Annotated in this window: 12 protein-coding genes, 1 tRNA gene and 2 pseudogenes; 8 read left to right on the top strand and 7 right to left on the bottom strand. The window is 70.8% G+C overall.

All coding sequences use genetic code 11. The features are described from left to right. Positions 1 to 107: 107 nt before the first annotated feature. The 3 genes from DVA86_RS30900 to DVA86_RS30890 all read right to left on the bottom strand — a co-directional run bounded on the left by DVA86_RS30900 (position 108) and on the right by DVA86_RS30890 (position 4,163). Complete coding sequence (locus tag DVA86_RS30900) at positions 108 to 1,589, bottom strand: FG-GAP repeat domain-containing protein (protein ID WP_208883283.1); 1,482 nt, start codon at positions 1,587 to 1,589, stop codon at positions 108 to 110. A 214-nt stretch (positions 1,590 to 1,803) separates the two neighbouring features. Beyond that, complete coding sequence (locus DVA86_RS30895) at positions 1,804 to 2,826, bottom strand: hemolysin family protein (RefSeq protein WP_208883282.1); 1,023 nt, start codon at positions 2,824 to 2,826, stop codon at positions 1,804 to 1,806. Further along, on the bottom strand, positions 2,823 to 4,163 hold the full coding sequence (locus DVA86_RS30890; protein ID WP_208883280.1) for a hemolysin family protein: 1,341 nt from the start codon (positions 4,161 to 4,163) through the stop codon (positions 2,823 to 2,825). The genes DVA86_RS30895 and DVA86_RS30890 overlap by 4 nt, the downstream gene beginning before the upstream one ends. Positions 4,164 to 4,420: 257 nt before the next feature. Here DVA86_RS30890 and DVA86_RS30885 point away from each other — a divergent pair, with 257 nt between their 5' ends. Beyond that, positions 4,421 to 5,404 (top strand): sporulation protein, encoded by a 984-nt coding sequence (locus DVA86_RS30885; protein ID WP_208883279.1) that lies wholly within the window; start codon positions 4,421 to 4,423, stop codon positions 5,402 to 5,404. A 119-nt stretch (positions 5,405 to 5,523) separates the two neighbouring features. Then, positions 5,524 to 5,979 carry a tellurite resistance TerB family protein gene (locus tag DVA86_RS30880; protein ID WP_208883278.1) on the top strand — a complete coding sequence of 152 codons (456 nt, stop codon included), beginning with the start codon at positions 5,524 to 5,526 and terminating at the stop codon, positions 5,977 to 5,979. Between the two features lie 57 nt (positions 5,980 to 6,036). Here DVA86_RS30880 and DVA86_RS30875 read toward each other — a convergent pair whose 3' ends face one another. Then, positions 6,037 to 6,978 carry a M56 family metallopeptidase gene (locus DVA86_RS30875; protein ID WP_208883277.1) on the bottom strand — a complete coding sequence of 314 codons (942 nt, stop codon included), beginning with the start codon at positions 6,976 to 6,978 and terminating at the stop codon, positions 6,037 to 6,039. A gap of 4 nt (positions 6,979 to 6,982) precedes the next feature. Then, a complete protein-coding gene (locus tag DVA86_RS30870; protein ID WP_208883276.1) occupies positions 6,983 to 7,435 on the bottom strand; it encodes a BlaI/MecI/CopY family transcriptional regulator in 453 nt (150 codons plus the stop codon). A gap of 81 nt (positions 7,436 to 7,516) precedes the next feature. Here DVA86_RS30870 and DVA86_RS30865 point away from each other — a divergent pair. Together DVA86_RS30865 and DVA86_RS30860 are read left to right on the top strand one after the other, a co-directional pair. After that, positions 7,517 to 7,679: pseudogene (locus DVA86_RS30865) on the top strand (TerD family protein); the annotation flags it as partial. A gap of 168 nt (positions 7,680 to 7,847) precedes the next feature. Beyond that, entirely contained in the window at positions 7,848 to 8,981 is a 1,134-nt protein-coding gene (locus tag DVA86_RS30860; protein WP_245997383.1) for an acyltransferase family protein, read from the top strand. A 265-nt stretch (positions 8,982 to 9,246) separates the two neighbouring features. Here DVA86_RS30860 and DVA86_RS30855 read toward each other — a convergent pair whose 3' ends face one another. Then, on the bottom strand, positions 9,247 to 12,429 hold the full coding sequence (locus tag DVA86_RS30855; RefSeq protein ID WP_245997380.1) for an AAA domain-containing protein: 3,183 nt from the start codon (positions 12,427 to 12,429) through the stop codon (positions 9,247 to 9,249). Between the two features lie 760 nt (positions 12,430 to 13,189). Between DVA86_RS30855 and DVA86_RS30850 the strand changes: the two genes are divergently transcribed. Beyond that, on the top strand, positions 13,190 to 14,623 hold the full coding sequence (locus tag DVA86_RS30850; protein WP_208885379.1) for an ATP-binding protein: 1,434 nt from the start codon (positions 13,190 to 13,192) through the stop codon (positions 14,621 to 14,623). Between the two features lie 106 nt (positions 14,624 to 14,729). Beyond that, positions 14,730 to 15,642 (top strand): annotated as a pseudogene (locus DVA86_RS30845) (hypothetical protein); the annotation flags it as partial. A 561-nt stretch (positions 15,643 to 16,203) separates the two neighbouring features. Here the strand turns inward: DVA86_RS30845 and DVA86_RS30840 are convergent. After that, positions 16,204 to 16,275: transfer RNA gene (locus DVA86_RS30840), tRNA-Arg, on the bottom strand. Positions 16,276 to 16,666: 391 nt separating this feature from the next. Here DVA86_RS30840 and DVA86_RS35670 point away from each other — a divergent pair. Both DVA86_RS35670 and DVA86_RS30830 read left to right on the top strand, forming a co-directional pair. After that, on the top strand, positions 16,667 to 17,338 hold the full coding sequence (locus DVA86_RS35670; protein WP_208883273.1) for a single-stranded DNA-binding protein: 672 nt from the start codon (positions 16,667 to 16,669) through the stop codon (positions 17,336 to 17,338). Between the two features lie 159 nt (positions 17,339 to 17,497). Beyond that, entirely contained in the window at positions 17,498 to 19,033 is a 1,536-nt protein-coding gene (locus DVA86_RS30830; RefSeq protein WP_208883272.1) for a TQXA domain-containing protein, read from the top strand. Positions 19,034 to 19,173 lie beyond the last annotated feature (140 nt).

Here is a 19,173-nt window from a genome sequence, read left to right as displayed (position 1 = left end):
GATCACGCACGACGCCGCACCGACCGCGAACCGCTCCGTACGCGCATGCCGGCTGCCGGCCTCGCCCCGGAAACGGCCGCGCATGCGCAGACCCGCGACGTCGTGACCTACGAGCCGCGTACGTCCGTGGCGCCGGAGCCCAGCAGCGGTGTTCCCTCCGACAGTTCGAAGTCCTTGGGGGTCAGCGAAACGGCGTCCTTCTCCGGCACGGCCCCGCCGGTGCCGGGAATTACCCACAGAGCACCGCGCATCTCGTTCCTGTCGGGGTCGCCGAGCGTGACGTCGCTCTTGCCGTCCCCGTCCATGTCGAGCAGGTTGACGGCGCTGCCGAAGGCACCGGAGGAAGAGGAGGGAGACGCGCCGAACGACTTCGCCGTGAAGCGCTGCGCGCCGTTGCCGGAGAGGCCGTTGGGGCCCCCGCGCAGCAGCGTCGCCGCCCCCTTCTGCTGACCTGACCCGAAATCCAGGGTCGCGCCGGCGAGGACGTCGGCGTAGCCGTCACCGTCGACGTCGCCGCCGTCGAGCGAGGTGTAGTCGCAGGCGCCACCCGCCTCGCCGGGCACGCCCGGGCTGTCCTTGGTGACTGTCGTCTGCCGCGAACCGGGCCCGTGGGACGAGCCGTGGACGACCGTCACATCGCCGCACTCCCGCTCCGCTCCGCGGCGGCCGACGATCAGGTCGCCGTAGCCGTCGTTGTCGACATCGCCGACCGTGGCCGCCCCGTTGCCGGGGATGTGTGACTTCACGGGTTCGGCGAAGCCGTCCTTGCCGCCTTGGAGGTAGCGGCTCGCCCAGACGACGTGATTGGTGTTGTCGTCGGTCTCGTTGGTGGTGAGGGTGACGAGGTCGTCGGTGCGGTCGCCGTTGAGGTCACCGGCGGCCTCCAGCGAGGGGTTGGGAATGTCGTCGCCCTCCTCGTCCTTGATGCGCGGCTCGGGCACGGAGGCTGTGCCCGCGGCACCGCCGGCCCGGGTGAACGGTCCCTTCACCAGCCCCTTCGCCCCGAACCCGGTCACGAGATCGGCCTTCCCGTCGCCGTCGAAGTCGCCGCCGACCGCCGCGATCGGTGAACCGGAGGCGTTCTTGAGGTACGTACCGCCGCGGAGCCCCTTCTCCGACCCCCACAACAGGATGACGGAAGCTTTGCCGCGCCCGGCGGTGACCGCGAGATCGGTGTAGCCGTCGCCGTCGAAGTCGCGGGCGGTGGAATCGGCACCGAACTGGGCGGCACGGACAGGCTTTCCGGGCACATCCGAGGTCGTCTGGTCGACCACTTGGCGGCGCCCTTCGCCGGGCTTGTCCGACCCGTACGTGACGGCGAGGAACCCGGCCTGGTTACTGCCGGACACCTCGCCGTTCGGGGAAGGGGACACCTGGTCGGCGCGCCCGTCCTTGTCGAAGTCGGCCTGCGGGTGGGTGCCCGCAGGGCCCTTCAGCGCGGTCCCGGCGGCCTCCGCCTCCGCCCGATCGCTCAGGCCGGACCAGACAAGGGGAGCGGACACCGCACTGACCGCGGCCACGGCCGCCACTCCCGCTGTCCACTTCCCGCGCTTTCCGCTGAGCGCGCTGACTATGCGGTGCTGAGGCACGAACTCCTCCGTCAAACGGCATTACAAAGGTCCACGGGCACCCGGGAGGAACATCAACCGGTGCATCAACCGGTGCATCAACCGGAGCAGAGAGCCTTTCGGCTCAGCCCGCTCCCGTCCGACCGCTGCCTCCCTGCGGCGACTTGGAGGGTAGGACTCATTCCGGCAGGCACCAGTTCCTCGATGATGACGATTTCTCGCGGTGCCGAACGGCTCAGGGGGCGGTGGGTGCGGGGCCGACGAGTTCCTCCAGTACGTCTTCCATGGTGACGAATCCGAGAAGGGTGCCGTCGTCGTCGGTGACGGCGGCAAGGTGGGTGCCGGTGGAGCGCATCGCCGTGAGGGTGTCGTCGAGCGGTGTGTCCCGCGGCACCGTGGTGACCGGGTGGAGCGCGTCGCGGGGGAAGGGCTGGTCGCGTTCCGCGACACCCAGAGTGTCTTTGATGTGCAGGTAGCCGAGGATGGCGCCGCCGGGCGCGGTGACGGGCAGGCGGGAGAAGCCGGACTCGGCGCAGTGGCGCTCCAGTCGGCGCGGGGTGATGCTGTCGTCGACGGTCACCATTGTTTCCAGCGGGGCGAGGATGCCGCCGACGGGCCGGGTGCCGAGGCCGAGAGCGTCCCGCAGCCGTTCGCCCTTCTCGGGTTCCAGGAGTCCGGCGGCGCGGGAGTCCTCGACCATGCGGGCCAGTTCGTCGTCGGTGAAGACGGCGGCCACCTCGTCCTTGGGCTCGACGTGCAGCAGCCGGAGCAGGGTGTTGGCGAAGGCGTTGATGCCGAAGATCAGGGGGCGGAGGGCGTGGGTGAGGGCCACCAGGGGAGGGCCCAGGAGCAGTGCGGTGCGTTCGGGTGCGGCCAGGGCGATGTTCTTCGGCACCATCTCGCCGACGAGCATGTGCAGATACGTGGCGATGGCCAGAGCGATCACGAACGCGATCGGGTGCACGAGGCCGTGCGGCACGTGGGCGGCGTCGAAGCCGGGCTCCAGGAGGTGGGCGATGGCCGGTTCGGCGACCGCGCCGAGGACCAGGGAGGAGACGGTGATGCCGAGTTGGGCCGTCGCCATCATCGCGGAGACGTGCTCGATGCCCCACAGCGTGGCGCGGGCCCGCTTCTCCCCGGCCTTCGCGCGGGGTTCGATCTGGCTGCGGCGTACGGAGATCAGGGCGAATTCGGCGCCGACGAAGAAGGCGTTGGTCAGCAGGGTGAGTGCGCCGATGGCGAGTTGCAGGGCGGTCACCGGGTCTCCTCCGCTCCGTGGTGCTGGGATACGGCGGCCGGGGCGGTGATCCGTACGCGTTCGGCGCGGTGGTGGCCGACCTGGACGACATCCAGTCGCCAGCCGTCCAGTTCGACGGCGTCCCCGGCGGCGGGAATGCGGGCGACCCGGTCGGCGACGAGCCCGGCGACGGTCTCGTACGGGCCCTCGGGTGCGTGCAGGCCGATGGCGGCGAGCTGGTCGAGGCGTACGCCGCCGTCGGCCTCCCACGATGAGCGGCCGTCGGGACCGCCGTCGAGGGGCAGCAGGCCCGGGTGCTCCTCGGGGTCGTGCTCGTCGCGGACCTCTCCGACGATCTCCTCGACGATGTCCTCCATGGTGGCCACGCCCGCGGTGCCGCCGTACTCGTCGACCACGACGGCCATGGTGCGGCTGTGCCGCAGCCGGTCCAGCAGGCGGTCCACGGGGAGGCTGTCCGGCACCAGCAGCGGCTCGGTCATCAGGGCGGTGACCGGGGTCCCGGCGCGCGCGTCCTCGTCCAGGGCGAGTACGTCGCGGATGTGTACCGTGCCGACGACCTCGTCCAGGGTGTCCCGGTAGACGGGGTAGCGGGACAGGCCGGTGGCCAGGGTGAGGGTCGCGGCGTCGGCCCCGGTGGCGTGTGCTTCCAGGGCGGTGACGTCCACCCGCGGCGTCATCACGTTCTCCGCGCTCAGCTCGCCCAGATGCAGGGTGCGCACGAAGAGTTCGGCGGAGTCGGACTCGATCGCGCCCTGCGCGGCGGAGTGCCGGGCCAGGGCGATCAGCTCCTCGGGACTGCGCGCGGAGGCCAGTTCCTCGGTGGGCTCCAGGCCCAGGCGGCGCACGAGCCGGTTGGCGGAGCCGTTGAGATGGCGGATCAAGGGTCCGAAGGCGGCGGTGAATCCGCGCTGCGGCGCCGCGACGACCCGTGCGACGGCGAGCGGCCGGGAGATGGCCCAGTTCTTCGGTACGAGCTCGCCGATCACCATCAGCACCACGGTCGAGGCGGTCACACCCAGGACGACGGCGAGGGTCGAGGCGCCGCCGCCGGGCAGGCCCGTCGCCTCCAGCGGGCCGCGCAGCAGGGCGGCGAGGGACGGTTCGGCGAGCATGCCGATGATCAGGGAGGTGACGGTGATGCCCAGTTGGGCGCCGGAGAGCTGGAACGTGAGCTCCCGCGCCGCACGGAGTGCGCTCGCGGCGCCGCGTTCACCCGCTTCCGCCGCCTGCTCCAGCTCGCTGCGCTCGACGGTGGTCAGGGAGAACTCGGCGGCGACGAAGACCGCGCAGGCCAGTGTGAGCGCCAGGGCGACCAGCAGAAGCAGCACCTCGGTCACCGTGCCACCCCCGTTCGCTGACCGGCGTGCTGCGGGTGCGGGCGGGGCAGGGCACGGCAGGTACTCGGAGGATCGTCCATCGCGGTACTGCGACTCCTTGTGGGCGTACGGGCGAGGGCCGGCGGCCGCAGGGGGCGCCTGCGTCTCATGCTAACCGTTCCTCTACAAGCCTGTAGAGAGGAGTCCGCCGGGCACATACGATACGTATCCGCGTGAGCGCGCGAAGTGATCTCAGGGGAAGGAAGTGGGCTACCGTCATGGTGTTCAAGCGAGTGCTGGGAGCCTTCGGAGTCGGCGGCCCGGACATCGACACTGTCCTCGACGGCGACCCGGTGCTGCCGGGTGGGACGCTGACCGGGCAGGTCCACCTGCGCGGCGGCTCGTCCGACCTGGAGATCGAGCACCTCACGCTCGAACTCGTCGCTCACGTCGAGGCGGAGCACGCCGAGGGAGAGACGCACGGCGCCGTCGTCTTCGACCGTACGACGCTCGCGGGCGGCTTCCGCCTCTCGGCGGGCGAGGAGGCGAGCCGGTCGTTCAGCGTCACCGTGCCGTGGGAGACCCCGGTGACCGAGCTGTACGGGCAACCGCTCGGTGTCGTGCTCGGCCTGCGTACGGAGTTGGCGGTGGCCGGAGCGAAGGACGCCGGTGACCTCGACCCGCTGGCGGTGCGTCCGCTGCCCGTACAGGAGGCTGTTCTGGAGGCGTTCGGGCAGCTGGGGTTCGGCTTCACCTCCGCCGACCTGGAGCTCGGCCACATCCGCGGCACATGGCAGCAGCTGCCCTTCTACCAGGAGATCGAGCTGGCGCCGCCGCCCGGGTACGTGTACGCGGCCGGCGAAATCGAGCTGACCTTCCTCGCCGGACCGCAGGAGGTGGAGGTGGTACTGGAGGCCGACAAGCGCTGCGGGCCCTTCGGCGACGGCCACGACGCCGTGCACCGCTTCACCGTCGCCCATCACGGTGTGGCGCAGGTGGACTGGGCCGCCGAGGTGGAGGGCTGGCTTCGGCAACTGCTCGGGCACCGCGAGCCGGCACCGTCCAAGGACGGACACGAGCACGGGCACATGGACCACGGGCATGACGGGCGGCACCGCTCCGGACCCGGCGCCGGTGCTGTGGCCGCGGGTGCGGCGGCAGGTGTCGCCGTGGGTGTCGTCGGAGGCATGGTCGCCGCCGAGGTGGTCGACGAGATCGGCGACGCCTTCGAGGGGGACGAGGAGGAAGACGGGGAGGAGTGACCCGGGGCTCCGGCTCCGTGAGCGGCCCGTCACGAGCCGTCAACTGCGGGCTGTACACTGCTCGTCCTGTCAACTTCTACACGAGTGTAGAAGCAAAGTGCGGCTCGGAGGTTTGGCTTATGGCACTGTGGGACCGGATCAAGGAATCCGCCTCGACGATGCAGACCCAGCTCAACGCGAAGAAGAACGATCTCAAGAGCGGCGGCTTCCGTGACGCCAGCATGGCGATGTGCGCGCTGGTGGCCGCGGCCGACGGAAGCATCGACCCGTCCGAACGCCAGCGCGTCACCTCGCTGATCACCAGCAACGAGGTACTGCGGAACTTCCCCTCCGACGAGCTCCAGCGGCTGTTCGACGACAACTGCCAGAAGCTGACCAGCGACTTCGAGTTCGGCAAGGTCAGCGTCATGCAGACCATCGGCAAGGTCGGCAAGAAGCCCGCCGAGGCGCGGGCGGTAGTGCAGATCGGCATCGTCATCGGCGGCGCCGACGGCGACTTCGACAAGGACGAGCAGGGCGTCGTACGGGAGGTCTGCTTCGCCCTGGGCATCCCGCCGGAGGAGTTCGACCTCTGATCCGGTAACACGTCGCGGTGCCGGGCCCCGCCCCTGTACGTACGGACCCGGTGCCGGCTACAGCGGGGTGGCGGCGACCAGGATCGCGGTCAGTGCGGCGGCGGCGGTCAGTGATGACAGGGCGGATGCCGCCGTGCCCGCCGCCGCCACCCACGCGGCCAGCCCCGCCGCCGTGCCGGTCGGCGGCCAGCTGCGCGCGGGCGGTTCGGGCGCGAGCAGCGCGGCGACTCGCCGCGGCACCGGGCCGGGCTCGGCGAAGGCCACCAGCCCGGAGGCGGGCGTACGGCGGGTGACGAGCGCTGCCTTCGCGACCGCGCGGGCCACCGTGCGCCTGCTGCCCACCTCTCGCGCCGCTTCCTCGTCGGCCCAGCGCTCCGCGCTGTAGGTGACCGCGTCGCGCAACGGGCTCAGCAAGGGGTTCGCGCGCGCCGCCAACTGGGCCAGAAGCAGGAAGCGGTGGTGCCGGGCGGCCAGGTGCGCTTGCTCGTGGGCGATCAGCACCCGGCGTTCCTCGGCGTCGAGATGCCCGAGCATCGCGGTGGAGACCACCACCCGCTCGCGTCTGCCGCAGGCGCCGGGAAGGGCGTACGCGTACGGGTCGGCGTCCGGCAGTACGGCCGGCTCCCCGTCGTCCGGCAGTCCCGCCAGCGACCGGTGGGCGCGCCGCCGTACGCGGAAGTGGCCGGCGAGCGTGAGCGACCAGGCGATGAGCACCGCGAGGAGCGCGCCGATGGAGATCTCGCCGACGTACTCCTCGTGCGGCACGGCGTCGCGTACCTCCGGGTCCGACCAGCCGTCCGGCAGCGGGTTGCCGGGCAGTTGCGCCGTGCCGACCACCATCAGCAGCACCAGGCACAGCGTGCTGCACACCGCCAGCAAGCCCCCCACGACCGTCAACAGGCGGGCCGCGCCCCGAGGATGCAGATGCTGCTCGGCTAGGCGCACGATCGGCAACGCCGTCACCGGCAGCACCAGCGGCAGAAAGACGAAGATGCCCATGCGGCTATTCCTCCGGCTCCTCGGCCGCTTCCCGGAGCAGCTCGCGCAGCACCACTTCGTCGTCCGAGGACAGCCCGGTCACGAACCGGGCGAGGACCGCGCCCCGGTCGGATTCGCTGTCCAGGACCCGCCGCATGCGCAGCGCGGCCAGCCCCGCCTCATCCGAGGTGGCCAGCCACGCGAAGGCGCGCCCCTCCCGTTCCCGGGACACCACGCCCTTGGTGTGCAGCCGGGTCAGGATCGTCATCACCGTGGTGTACGCGAACTCCATCCCCAGGCGCTCCTGCACCCAGCCCGCCGTCACCGGGCCGGGCGCCTGCCGCAGGGCAGACAGCACGAGCGCTTCCAGCTCCCCCTGCCCCCGCCGGTGACCGCGGGGCGAGGAGGGGCCCTGCCGGCTCTGCTTTCGCCGTTGCGTCACTTCGGCGCCCTCCCGCTCTCGTCGTCCAGGGCACATCCTACTGACGCGATCCCCTCTCCCTGTCTACTACATTTCTATAGATCAAGCGGGTGCCCCTCGCTCCGCCCCGACTGCAACGAACTCGCGCGCTACGACCTCACTGAGGGACGCCGCCACCGAGACGGCCGTGGCCTTCGGCGAGCTCTGCCGCAGCGGCGACGAGTGGAAGTTCCGCGCGGTCGGACAGGGCTACACCACGGGCCTGACCGGTATCGCCTCCGGCTTCGGCGTCAACCTCTGACACCGCTCGGTCCCGTGCCGAGGCGGCGGCCCCGCTGCCGCGGCACGGTTCAGCCCGGCCGACGGGCGGCGGCCTTGCGTGCTCCACACCCCGTACTACTACTCTGCTGTAGATGAAGTGTTCCGTGCCCGCCGCGCACCACCGTCGCTCGTGCCGGAGGCAGCGCTCGTGAGCGGCAGACCCCACCCCCACGCCCCCCTTCCCGAGACCCGGACGCACGCCGCGGCCCCGCGCCCGGAGCAGACTCCCGGGAAGGAAACCCGCAGCCCCGGCCCGGACACCGAAACCCGGCACCATGCGCGGGCGCGGGACCCGTACTTCGACAACGCCAAGTACCTGGCGATCGTGCTGGTGGCCATGGGCCACGCCTGGGAGCCGCTGCGCGGCGAATCGCGCGCCGCCGCCGCGCTCTACATCTTCGTCTACACCTTCCACATGCCCGCGTTCATCATGATCGCCGGATACTTCTCGCGCGGCTACGAGGGAACCCCGGCCCAGATCAAGCGGCTGATCACGGGCATCGCCATCCCGTACGCCCTGTTCGAGACCGCGTACGCCCTCTTCAAACGGTGGGCCGACGACGACCCCGGCTACCCCATCAGCCTGCTCGATCCCTGGTATCTGACCTGGTTCCTCGTCGCGCTGTTCCTGTGGCGGCTCACCACTCCCGTATGGCGCGCGGTGGCCTGGCCCGTCCCACTCGCCCTGGCGATCGCGGCGCTCGCTTCCGTCTCCCCGGAGATCGGAGACGACCTCGATCTCCAACGGGTGCTGCAGTTCCTGCCGTTCTTCGTGCTCGGACTGCGGCTCAGACCCGAGCACTTCACCAGGCTCCGCACCCGTACGGTGCGCATCGCCTCCCTGCCCGTCCTCGCAGGAGCCCTCGCGGTCGCCTACTGGGCGTGCGAACGGATGAACACCGCGTGGTTCTACCGCCGCGACAGCGCACCGGAACTCGGCGCCCCGGCATGGACCGGCGTCACGATGACCCTGGCGCTCTTCGGCTGCTCCCTGCTCCTCACCGCCTGCTTCCTCGCCTGGACGCCGCACCGCCGCACCTGGTTCACGGTGCTGGGCGCCGGCACGCTGTACGGCTACCTCCTGCACGGCTTCCTCGCAAAAGGCTCCCGTTTCCGGGACTGGTACGGCCCGGACTGGGTGCACACCCCCGCGGGAGCGATCGCAGTCACCGTCATCGCGGCCACCGCGATAACCGCGCTGTGCACACCGCCCGTCCGGCGAGCCTTCCGCGTCGCCGTGGAACCCACGATGGACTGGGCATTCCGGCCGGACAGGCGATGATCCGGAAGGATCCGCGGACCGCGGACCGCGGACCCTCGACTGAGGGCGCGGGCGCGGGCGCGGCTGAAGTGGACAGGCAGGCGGCCAGCATGTTCTCGGTGGGGTCGGCCGGGGGATGTCCTTGACGTGGACGGCCAACTCGCAGCCGTAGGAGGCGGCCGAGGAACGCCCTCTCGGCCCGCCGAACGGGGAAACCTCTTCGGCGCACTCGGTCCGGCGGTACGGCGGTGGATCGGGCCGACCGGCTATCCGCGTGATCGTGCGGTCAGCGAGGACGCCGCAGCCGGACGGGCTGCTTCCACGCGTTGCTCCGCCCGGACGGGGTGGTCTTGCACGCGGGTGCGTAGCAACGCCAGTGCCACGTATGGTCCTTGTGCCGCCGGATCTCGATCTCGTCGCCGCCGCACCGGCCGCATTTCGGCGGCCGGGCGAAGTCCTCGGCGTGCTCGTGCTCCAGCATCGTGCGAGCGAAGTGGGCGCCGCGCATGGTCAGCATCACCTCCCGGGTCCACCGCTGGGACAGCGGATTCAGGCTGCCCAGCAGCACTGTCCGTTCGTCGATCACCACGATCTTCTGGTGCATCATGTTGATCGGTACGACGGTCTGGACGACGGCACGCAGGTCGTTGATGAGCGCCTGATTCTGCGGCTTGCGCTGCATGTCGTCGGTGTCGTCCCGGATGAAGACCGTGACCCGTACGCCGCGTGCGACCGCGGCCTCCAGCTCGGGCAGCAGGGACCGTACGCGCTGGGCCACCCAAGGTGCCCAGATCCACAGGGAGGTGCGCGCGCCGCGGATCTCCCGCTCGAAGCCGGGGAAGAAGCCCTCTTCGCCCACGATCTCGTCGACCCGCACGTGGCGCCCGAGGACTTCGGCGAGTTCCTGCCCGAACCGCCCCATGTGCGGCCCGTGCTCCGTCGGGGGCGTGACGAGGTGCCGGGCGTGCAGGACGCGTACGCCGGGTGTGCCGACCAGGGAGTGGAGGCGGGCCAGCGCCGTGCCCGCGTGCGCGTGCGCGAGGCGCTGTCCGCTGGCGATGACGTACAGCCGGGTCTGCACCCGCGTGATGGCCACGTTGAACAGCCGGACGCCTTCCCGCTCCCACTGCCCGGTCTCCGGATGGGCGCAGCCCATCCAGAGCGCCCGGCCGGCCGCGCTCTCCACCGTGTCGAATACGACGACCGGGAACTCCCGGCCCTGGAAGCGGTGTGCAGTGCCGACATCGGCCAGAAGCTGTCCGCCGCCTTCGACGTCCCGCAGCGCCTCCAGCGTGGCGGCGGCCTGCACTCCGTACGGGGTGACCACTCCGGTCGCCTCGTCCCCGTCGCGGTGGAGGTCGGCGATGGCCCGGGCAATCAGCGTCCCGGCGGGCCACCAGCCCTTCCGCTTCCCCGTCAACCGCGGGATGGCCAGCTCGTGAAGACCGTCGGTGTCGACGATGACGATCTCCGGATCGTCGTCCGGCTGGGCGGGCGGTGGCCGGTCCGCGGCCTGGAGCACGCCGCCGTACGCAAGGTCGTTGGCCAGCCGCATGACCGCCGGGCCGAAGCGGTGCTGCTGGACCAGGGTGACGCAGGCGGGGTGCCGCTGGGCCTCGTCCGGGCTGGTGATTCCGCAGTGCCGGAACACGTCCGGCAGCAGCCAGCGCTGCACATCTGGCCGTTCCAGCTTCTTCAACTCTGCTGGGATAACGGCCCCGAGCTGCATGAAGTCTCCGAGTAGCACCGCCGCGCGGCCCGCCTTCGCCGTCGCCAGCAGCGCCTCGGGCAGGGTGGCCGCGCTCGCCTCGTCGAGCAGTACCACGTCATACGGGCCCTCGAAGACCGGCTTGTTGGTGCGGAACCGGGCCAGGGTGGTGGCGACCAGCTTGGCGCCTCTGATGATCTCGGCCTGGGCGTTGCGGGCCAGCCGTTCGTACTCTTTCTGCGCGTTGTCGTAGCGCTGCTCCAGGCCCGTGCGTTGCGCGGTGTCTTCGGCTACGCGGGGCCGGAGTTGCTCGGCCTCGGCGTGGCAGTCGGGCCAGGCGTTCTGTACGGCGCGACCGGTCAGCTCGACGGCCTCCTCCGCACGGAGTACCGCCTGCTCCCAGCGTTCCACCTCACTGCGGCAGGCGTGCAGGTCCTCTCGGGCTATCCGGGCCCCGGCCTCCGCCGAGGCAAGCCGGTCGGTGTGGCTGCGTATCTGCTCCCGCGTGTACGGGATGGTGGCGGTCAGCTCTCCCAACCGCGTGTCGATCTGGCCGATCCGCGCCTCGGCGGTGGCCCGCGCGGACGCCGCCTCGCCGGACTCCCGCGCGGCACGTTCTTCGGCCTGGTCGACTCGCCCTTGCAACTGCGCGCGCCGCTCCCGGGCCCGCCAGCGGGCCACGGAGCCCTTTCCGTCCAGCTGCCGCAACTCCTCGCGGAGTTCGCGGAAGTGGTCCGCGGTCAGTAGTGCCTCGGCTTCGCGGCGTTCCGCAGCCTGCCGGAGACGAGCCCGCTCCTGAAGCAGCGCGTCCGCATCACTCCAGGCCCGTTCCCACTGTTCCGCCCGGGCGGCCTCCCGTCGTGCCTCTTCTACCTCGGCGAGCGCGACCTGCTGTACCCGGACCATATGGTCCTGTCGCGTCCGGGCGGCGTCCACTTGGGCTCGGGCGGACTCGGGGTCCTGGCCCGGGGTACGCAGAAGTTGCAGCGCAGCCGCGTACGCCGCAGCGTCGAAGCCTGCCAGCGCGGCGTCCAGTTCCGTCAACTGCTGGGCACGGTCGCGGATCGCCACGAGGTCCCGCTCGACGTCCCGGCACCGTGCCGCTGCCTCGGTGAGCCGCTCGCGCACCAGCAGCGGTAGTGCGACCTCCGGGTCGTCGGCCACCTCCCGCAGCTGCGGAGGGCCGACCCGGACGAGGTCGCCGCGTGAGTGCCGCCGCTCCTTGATGACCCCGAGCAGGGCGTTGTCCACTGCGATGTTGGTGGCGGACACCAGGAGCACCCGCTCACCTCTGCCGATCAGTTCGCCGATGGCCCGTCGGAGCACGGTGGTCTTCCCGGTACCGGGCGGCCCCCACACCAGCCGTACGCCCGTGCCCAGACAGGCCCGGTACGCGTCGGCCTGCGCGGGGTGGAAACCGGGGGGCGCGGGGGCCGCGGCGGAGGCGCCGCCGATCCGTCCGGTGGCCAGCGCCGCGGCCAACGGCGCGTCCCCTAGGGCGGCGATGCCGTCCCGGAGGGCTTCGACGAGGAACGTCGGCGGCTGCTTGAGCAACCACAGGTAGGGGTCGGGCAGTTCGGCGAACTCGGCCACGTGCACCGTGAGCAGCGAGCCGTCCTGCGCCACGCCGGAGACGGAGAACCCGGACCTCTCGACGTCTTTCGGCTCCGGGCCTGCGAGTCTCAGCGCGTCGAGCTGATCGGGGCCCAACTCCACGCCGCGGACGTCGACGGCGTAGCCGCCGGGCTCGGCGGTACGCACCGCCCGGCCCAGGCAGTGCCACCGCGGCGCCTTTCCTGTTCCCCCCTCGGTCCTGATCCACTCATCGAGTGCCGCAGCGATCTCCTCGCGCCACCCCACCTGTCGCAGCCCCCTGTCCGGCGCGCGTCCCGAGCCCGTACGACTCTACCCAGCACCGCGCTGGTCGTGACAGGTCACTGCGCGGTACGACCGTGCGCCGGGGCGGGGCCCCGGCGCACATGGGAACCGGGTAAGCCGTCGGTCGGGCGCAGGCGGCTAGTGATTCAAGGTCGTCATCGAGTATGTCGTTGTGGATGACTCCGAACGACAACAGCGGGACATGATGCAGGGTGCAGCCATCCGCGAGGTTCTGGCACGGCTCCACATGCACCACCGCCCCATGGAACGCGACAAGGAACCAGACAGCAACACACAGTCACCGCCCCACCCTCGGGCCGAGCCCATAAATCAGCGTTCACGACGCGTGACAGCGTTCCCATGCGTTGTGGCCCTCCGGGGTAGCGACCTGTGCGGAACCGCGAACCGGCCCCGACCTGCGCAAAGGGCGGAACAGCTGAGGGTGGTCAGGAAAACCTGACTACCCTCAGCTGTCGAGTTACTCGAAAAAGCGCACTGACCTGCAATTAAGCCACGCAGGCGAGTGCCCCCGGCGGGGCGCTCGGAACATGGAAATCGGGTGTTGCCCTAGTAAGGGAGCTAGCATCTAAGTAAGATTCAATCTACGTAAGAACAGAACTACGTTCACTGGGGCTGGATGGGGATGGAGTTCAAGGGCAGGGCTGTCGATCTCGACCTGCTGGCCAGGCAGCTGCGCCTTGTGACCGGGGGTGCGGGCGCCACGCGCGGGCAGGCTGTGATCATGACGGGGCGGCGCCGGGTGGGGAAGTCTCGCCTGGTCCAGGAGTTCTGTGACCGGTCCGGCGTTCCGTACGTGGTCTTCCAGGCGACCCGGGGTCGTAACGCCGTTGCCGAGCGGGCGGACTTCTCCGCGGCGCTCGCGCAGTCGCCGCTGCCCGGGGCGGAGCTGGTGGGTGGGCTGCATGCCGCGGACTGGAATCAGGCGCTGCGTTCCCTGGCCGTCGCGGTGCCGGACGATGCACCGAGTGTCGCGGTGATTGACGAAGTGCCGTGGCTGGTGGAACAGGACCCGGAGTTCGAAGGGGCGTTGCAGACGGCCTGGGACCGTCATCTGTCCGCCAAGCCGGTTCTGCTGATCCTGGTGGGCAGCGACATGTCGGTGATGGAGGCGCTGCAGTCGTATGGCCGTCCGTTCTTCGGGCGGGCCACGAAGATGACCGTACGGCCGTTGCACCTGGCCGATGTGCAGGCGGCGACGGGTCTGGACGCGGCGGACGCGGTGGACGCGCTGCTGATCACCGGGGGCTTCCCGGAGATCGTCCAGTCGTGGCGGCCGGGTATGGGGCGTGCGGATTTCCTGCGCGAGGCTGTGTCCAATCCGCTTTCACCACTGCTCGTGGCGGGCGAGCTGTCCCTTCTGGGGGAGTTCCCAGAGGCCTCGCATTCCCGGGCGGTGCTGGAAGCGGTCGGCAGTGGCGAGCGGACCTTCTCCGCCATCGCCGCGCAGGCCGGCGGCGCCGGTGCCCTGCCCTCCGGAACCCTGTCGCCGTTGCTGCACACCCTGCAGACCAAACGCGTACTCGCCACCGACCTGCCGCTCTCCGCCAAGGCCGACACCAAGAACAAGCGCTACCGGATCGCCGACCCATACCTTCGTTTCTGGCTGGCCTTCCTGCAGCGGGGAATCCCGCTCATCGAACGTGGCCGCGGGGATCTGGCCCTGGAGCGCATCGAGCGGTCCTGGCCCACCTGGCGAGGACGAGCGGTCGAGCCGGTCATCCGCGAGTCGCTGCTGCGCCTGCTTCCCGATGACAGGTGGCCGCACACGGAAGCGATCGGCGGCTGGTGGAACCGTCAGAACAACCCCGAGGTCGACCTGATCGGCGCCGACCGCGAACCGGTGGCGGGTGCTGTGCACTTCATCGGCTCGGTCAAGTGGCTGGAGTCCCAGCCGTTCGGTCGACGCGAGTACGACGCCCTGGCCCGGGACATGCTCGCGGTGCCCGGCGCCGAACCCGACACCCCGCTTGTCGCCGTCTCCCGCTGCGGCGTCCAGGACGGCCTGCCGCTCGCCGCGCACTGGGGCCCGGGAGACCTGGTCCGGGCTTGGCAGTAGCCCGGGCCAGAGCACGGCTGGATTGCTGCCACCGTCCACGGGACCGAGGCGTACGCGGCCTCGGCCCCTTACGCTGACGGAGTTCCACGGGCACCACCACGACAGGGCGGAAGGGCCGTGCGCGGTCGACCAAGCCGAGCAGGCGGTCTCCGCGATCGGCGCGCTCACCGGTACGGGCCGGGCCGGGGACGTGATCACCCTGGCGCGGGGAGCGATGCGGCTGCTGGCCGAGGCCGTGGAGAGCGTCGACGACTCCGACGGTTGGCTCGGACAGGTCGGTGCGGACCTGGCCGGCGTCCATCTCGACGCGTGCCGTGCGGCGCGCCCCGACCCGGAGGAGCTCGCGCGCTGGCTGGTGGGCCATGCGCTCGGCGACGTGGACGACGGCCTCACGGACATCGATCCGCTCGACTACGGCGACGTCCTCGGCGCAGAGGGGGTGGCCGTCCTGCGGAAGCTGGCGGTCGAGGCGTGGCAGGGCAACCGCCGCGGCTGGCCGGAGAAGTACCTGATGGAGCGTGTGGCCAAGGCGGGAGGCGACGTCGATGCGGTGATCGCCGTGCATGCGGGCGACCTCTTGCCGAACGGTCACACGCACCTGGTCATCGCACGCGAGTTGGACACCGCCCGGCGCCCGGACGAGGCCCTGTACTGGGCGGAACGCGGTATCCAGAACGCCCGGGACCTCGCCGCCGTCGACACAGCCCCCGTCGACTACCTCTGCGACCGCTGCACGCAGGAGGACCGGCTCCACGATGCCGTCACCCTGCGCCGCGACCACTTCGGCGCCCGCCACACCCCGCCGACGCGCTCCACACCTACCAGCGCCTGGTCGAACCGCTCACGAAGCAGACGGGCAACGCGGTGTACCAGCAGCTCACGAGCCTCCTGCTGAGCATGCGCGACTGCCGCCGCCGCCTCGGAACCGGAGGAGTTCACCGCATACGCCACCGCCCTGCGCACCGACCAGAAACGCAAAACGCAACCTGATGCGCCTGATGGACAAACACGGTCTGTGAGCCGGACCGCGTCTCGCACCCCTCCCGACAGATCGGCCACCGTCGTACAACGAAACCTCTCTGGTGGTAAGCCATTCTGTCGACGTCAAGTACGGTCCCGACGCGCCGCGACTCTTCCAACCCCCGCGACCGGGGATCGCGACGGTGGAGGGTACGGGCGTGAGTCGGAGAGAACCGCCCAAGGTCGTCATCGAGTACGTCCTCGTGGATGGACCCGAAGGTGAGCAGCCGGCGATAAGGCAGGGTGCAGCCATCCGCGAAGTCCTTGAACGGCTGCACACGCACCACGGCTCTGTGGAGTGCAACGAGGAAGCGGACGGCAACACAGAGTCACGGCCCCGTCCGTCACGCCCGAGCGTATGAATCACGGGCAAAGATGCGCGAAGGCAGTGTTCCCATGTCCTGAATGCCCCCGGGGAGACCGTCCTGCGCGGAAACCCAGACCCGCCCCGACCTGCACAAAAGACGAACAGCGGAGGGCCAGTCAGGGAAAACTGACTGCCCCTCAGCTGCCGAACAGCACCAAGAAGTGCACTGACCTGCGTTTATGCTGCAGGTGAGTGCCCCCGGCAGGATTCGAACCTGCGCACACGGCTCCGGAGGCCGTTGCTCTATCCCCTGAGCTACGGGGGCGCTTGCCGCCGTGGTGGGCGACGGGTGAAACCTTACCAGCACCCACGTAGTGATCCCGAACAGGTTTCGCGGGCCGGCGGCGAGGCGCTGCCGCGGGGTGGCCGGGGCAGGGGCCCCGGGTGCGGAGTGGGGTGGGGCTGGGGTAAGTGTCTAGTTTTGTATTATATCGACGGACGCATCTGAGAGTAACCCATGAGCGTTGGTCGGCAGCGTAAGATGGTGATAAGGGACAGGTCCCCTTCGGGTGGCCGAGTTGTGCACAACCGGTCGGTATTCCACAGGTTCGAGCTGATTTAAGCGGAACCTGGCGTTCTCGTACACGCTGGTGTCTCCGCTGGTCCCCGCGGTACGAAGACGGGGCCCGGCGCCGACTTGTGGGGAGGCGTGACGCATGTACGGGGTGCAGGTGACGGTGGCGGGGAACGCGGTCACACCGATCGAGTACCAGACGGCGGGGCCGGGCTATCCGACGGCGCGGTTCCGGCTGGCGGGCACGGTCCGGGAGTTCGACCGGGCGCGGGGGCGCTGGACGGAGGCGTACACGGACTACTACACGGTCTGGGCGCAGCGCACGCTCGCGCAGAACCTCGCCTCGTCGGTGACCATCGGCGAACCGCTCATCGTGCGGGGGACGTTGCGGGTGCGGGAGTCCGAGGGCGGCGACGGACGCGGGCTCGCCTCGGTGGACCTGCTCGCGACGGCGATCGGGCACGACCTGTCGTACGGCACCTCCGCGTTCGCTCGGGTGAGCCGGGCCAAACCGGGGCTGACGGCGGACGGTTCGGACGCCGGCCGGAGAGCGGTGCAGACGCGGGGACAGGCGCAGGGACAGGGACAGGGGCAGGCGCCGCGACCGCACACGGGCGCGGACGCGGGCACGGGCAGGGGCATGAGCACGGGCACGGGTACGGGTACGGACGCGAGAGGGTACGGGCCGCGGCGAAGTGGCGCCGCCGGCGCGGACGCGAGAGGGCCCGGGCGGACAACCAGCAGGTCGGAGGCGGGCGTTCCGCATGAGGACGCCCCCGTCGTGAAGATCCCAGTCCGTCGGATTCCGGGATAACGATTCCGAGTCGGAACGCTTGCCGGGCGGGATTCCTGGGGACCGTGGTGCGCTTGGTCTCTACGATCCCTCGGGTACTCACGGGGTCTTGGATCAGTTGTTCGGCGATGCCGGTTCGGGTTTCCCGGCGCCCGCGGGCATCGTCCAGAGGGGAAGAGCATGACTTCTGTACGCGGACGGGCAGCAGTCCGTCTGGCCGCCGCTCTGCTGGCCCCCGGGCTGCTGGCGGCGGGGGCGATAGCGGGCGCGGGGCCGGCTGCCGCCGACAGCGGACCCTCCCCGCAGGGGGGTGCCACCGCGACGCTGAACGGACTGAAGACCTCCGACCAGGCCGTCGTCCGGCAGGACGGCGCCGAGGATCTGAAGACCGGCGCGGGCCTCTTCGAGATGTCGGTCGAAGACGGCGGGACCCTGCAGACCTACTCTCTCGATGTCCACAATCCGGCCCAGGAGCTGGCGCGTTACCAGGAAGTGCCGTGGCGCGCCTCCTCCCTGCACGACAACCGCGACGCGGGCAGAATCCGCTGGATTCTGCAGCACTCCTACCCCCAGGTGAACGACCTGGAGAAGCTGGCGTCCGAGGCCCGCACCGGGCCGCTCACGCCGGGCACCGCGGCGGCCGGCACCCAGGTGGCGATCTGGCGGTTCTCGGACGGCGCCGACGTACGGGCCGTGGACCCGGCCGCCGAGAAGCTGGCCGACCATCTGCGGAGCGCCGCCAGGAAGATGGCCGAGCCGAAGGCTTCGCTGGCGCTCACACAGCCCGCCGTCTCGGGCAAGGACGGCGGCCGGCTCGGGCCGGTCACCGTGCACACCAGCGCCCGGAACGTCACCGTCACGCCCGGTGCGGACGCCGCCGCGTCGGGCGTGCGGATCACCGACAAGAAGGGCAGGCCGGTGACCACGGCGCGGCACGGCAGCGAGCTGTACTTCGACGTGCCCGCGGGCGCCGAGCCGGGCACCACCTCGCTGACCGCGCAGTCCGCCACCACCATCCCGGTCGGCCGCACCCTCACCGGGACCGGTGAACTCGCCAAGAGCCAGACCCAGATACTCGCCGGGTCCAGCGGCTCGACGGTCTCCGCGACGGCCACCGCGCGCTGGGCCGACCAGGGCGCCATACCCGCGCTCACGGCGGAGAAGAACTGCGCCGACGGCGGTGTGGACGTCACCTCCGAGAACAAGGGCGACGGCCCGTTCCGCTTCACCCTCGGCGACGTGGACTACGAGATCGCGCCCGGTGAGACCAGGACGGTCACGGTGCCCGTGGCGGAGGACCAGTCGTACAAGATCGAGATACCCGTTCCCGAGGGCACGGGTGACGGCGGCGACTACGGTTCCGGCGAGGACTCCGGCCGGACCTTCACCGGCGTGCTCGATTGTGAGCCCGGGGCCACGGGCAGTGACGAGGCGGGGCTCGCCCCGCAGACCGGTGCGGAGACGCCCCTCGACGGCGGCGACGACACCGCCACCACGGGTGGCGAGCCGGACCTGGCCGAGACGGGGAACAGCAGCAACACCCCGCTGATCATCGGGCTCGCCCTGGGCCTGGTCGTGGTCGGCGGAGCGGCGATGCTGCTCGTACGGAAGCGGAAGCCGGGCGGCGCGTCCGGGGCAGGCCCGTCGGGCCCGTCGGCCCCGTCGGCCCCGTCGGCCCCGTCGAAGCCGTCGGAGCCTTCGGACTCCGGAGAGTGACGGACGGACCCGCGAACGGGGCGGTGCGGCCGCTGCGCTGAACCGCCCCGTTTCCGGGTTCGCCGGGGCGTGCGGCAAGATGGATCCATGTGCCCGCCGACGGTGGAGCCACATGCCGACCGCGCGGCGCAGCCGCCTCT

Origin of the sequence: Streptomyces armeniacus, from assembly GCF_003355155.1 — a bacterium.
Taxonomy (GTDB): Bacteria; Actinomycetota; Actinomycetes; order Streptomycetales; family Streptomycetaceae; genus Streptomyces; species Streptomyces armeniacus.
Note: the sequence above shows the minus strand (reverse complement) of the source record. Positions and strands in the feature narration are given on the sequence as shown.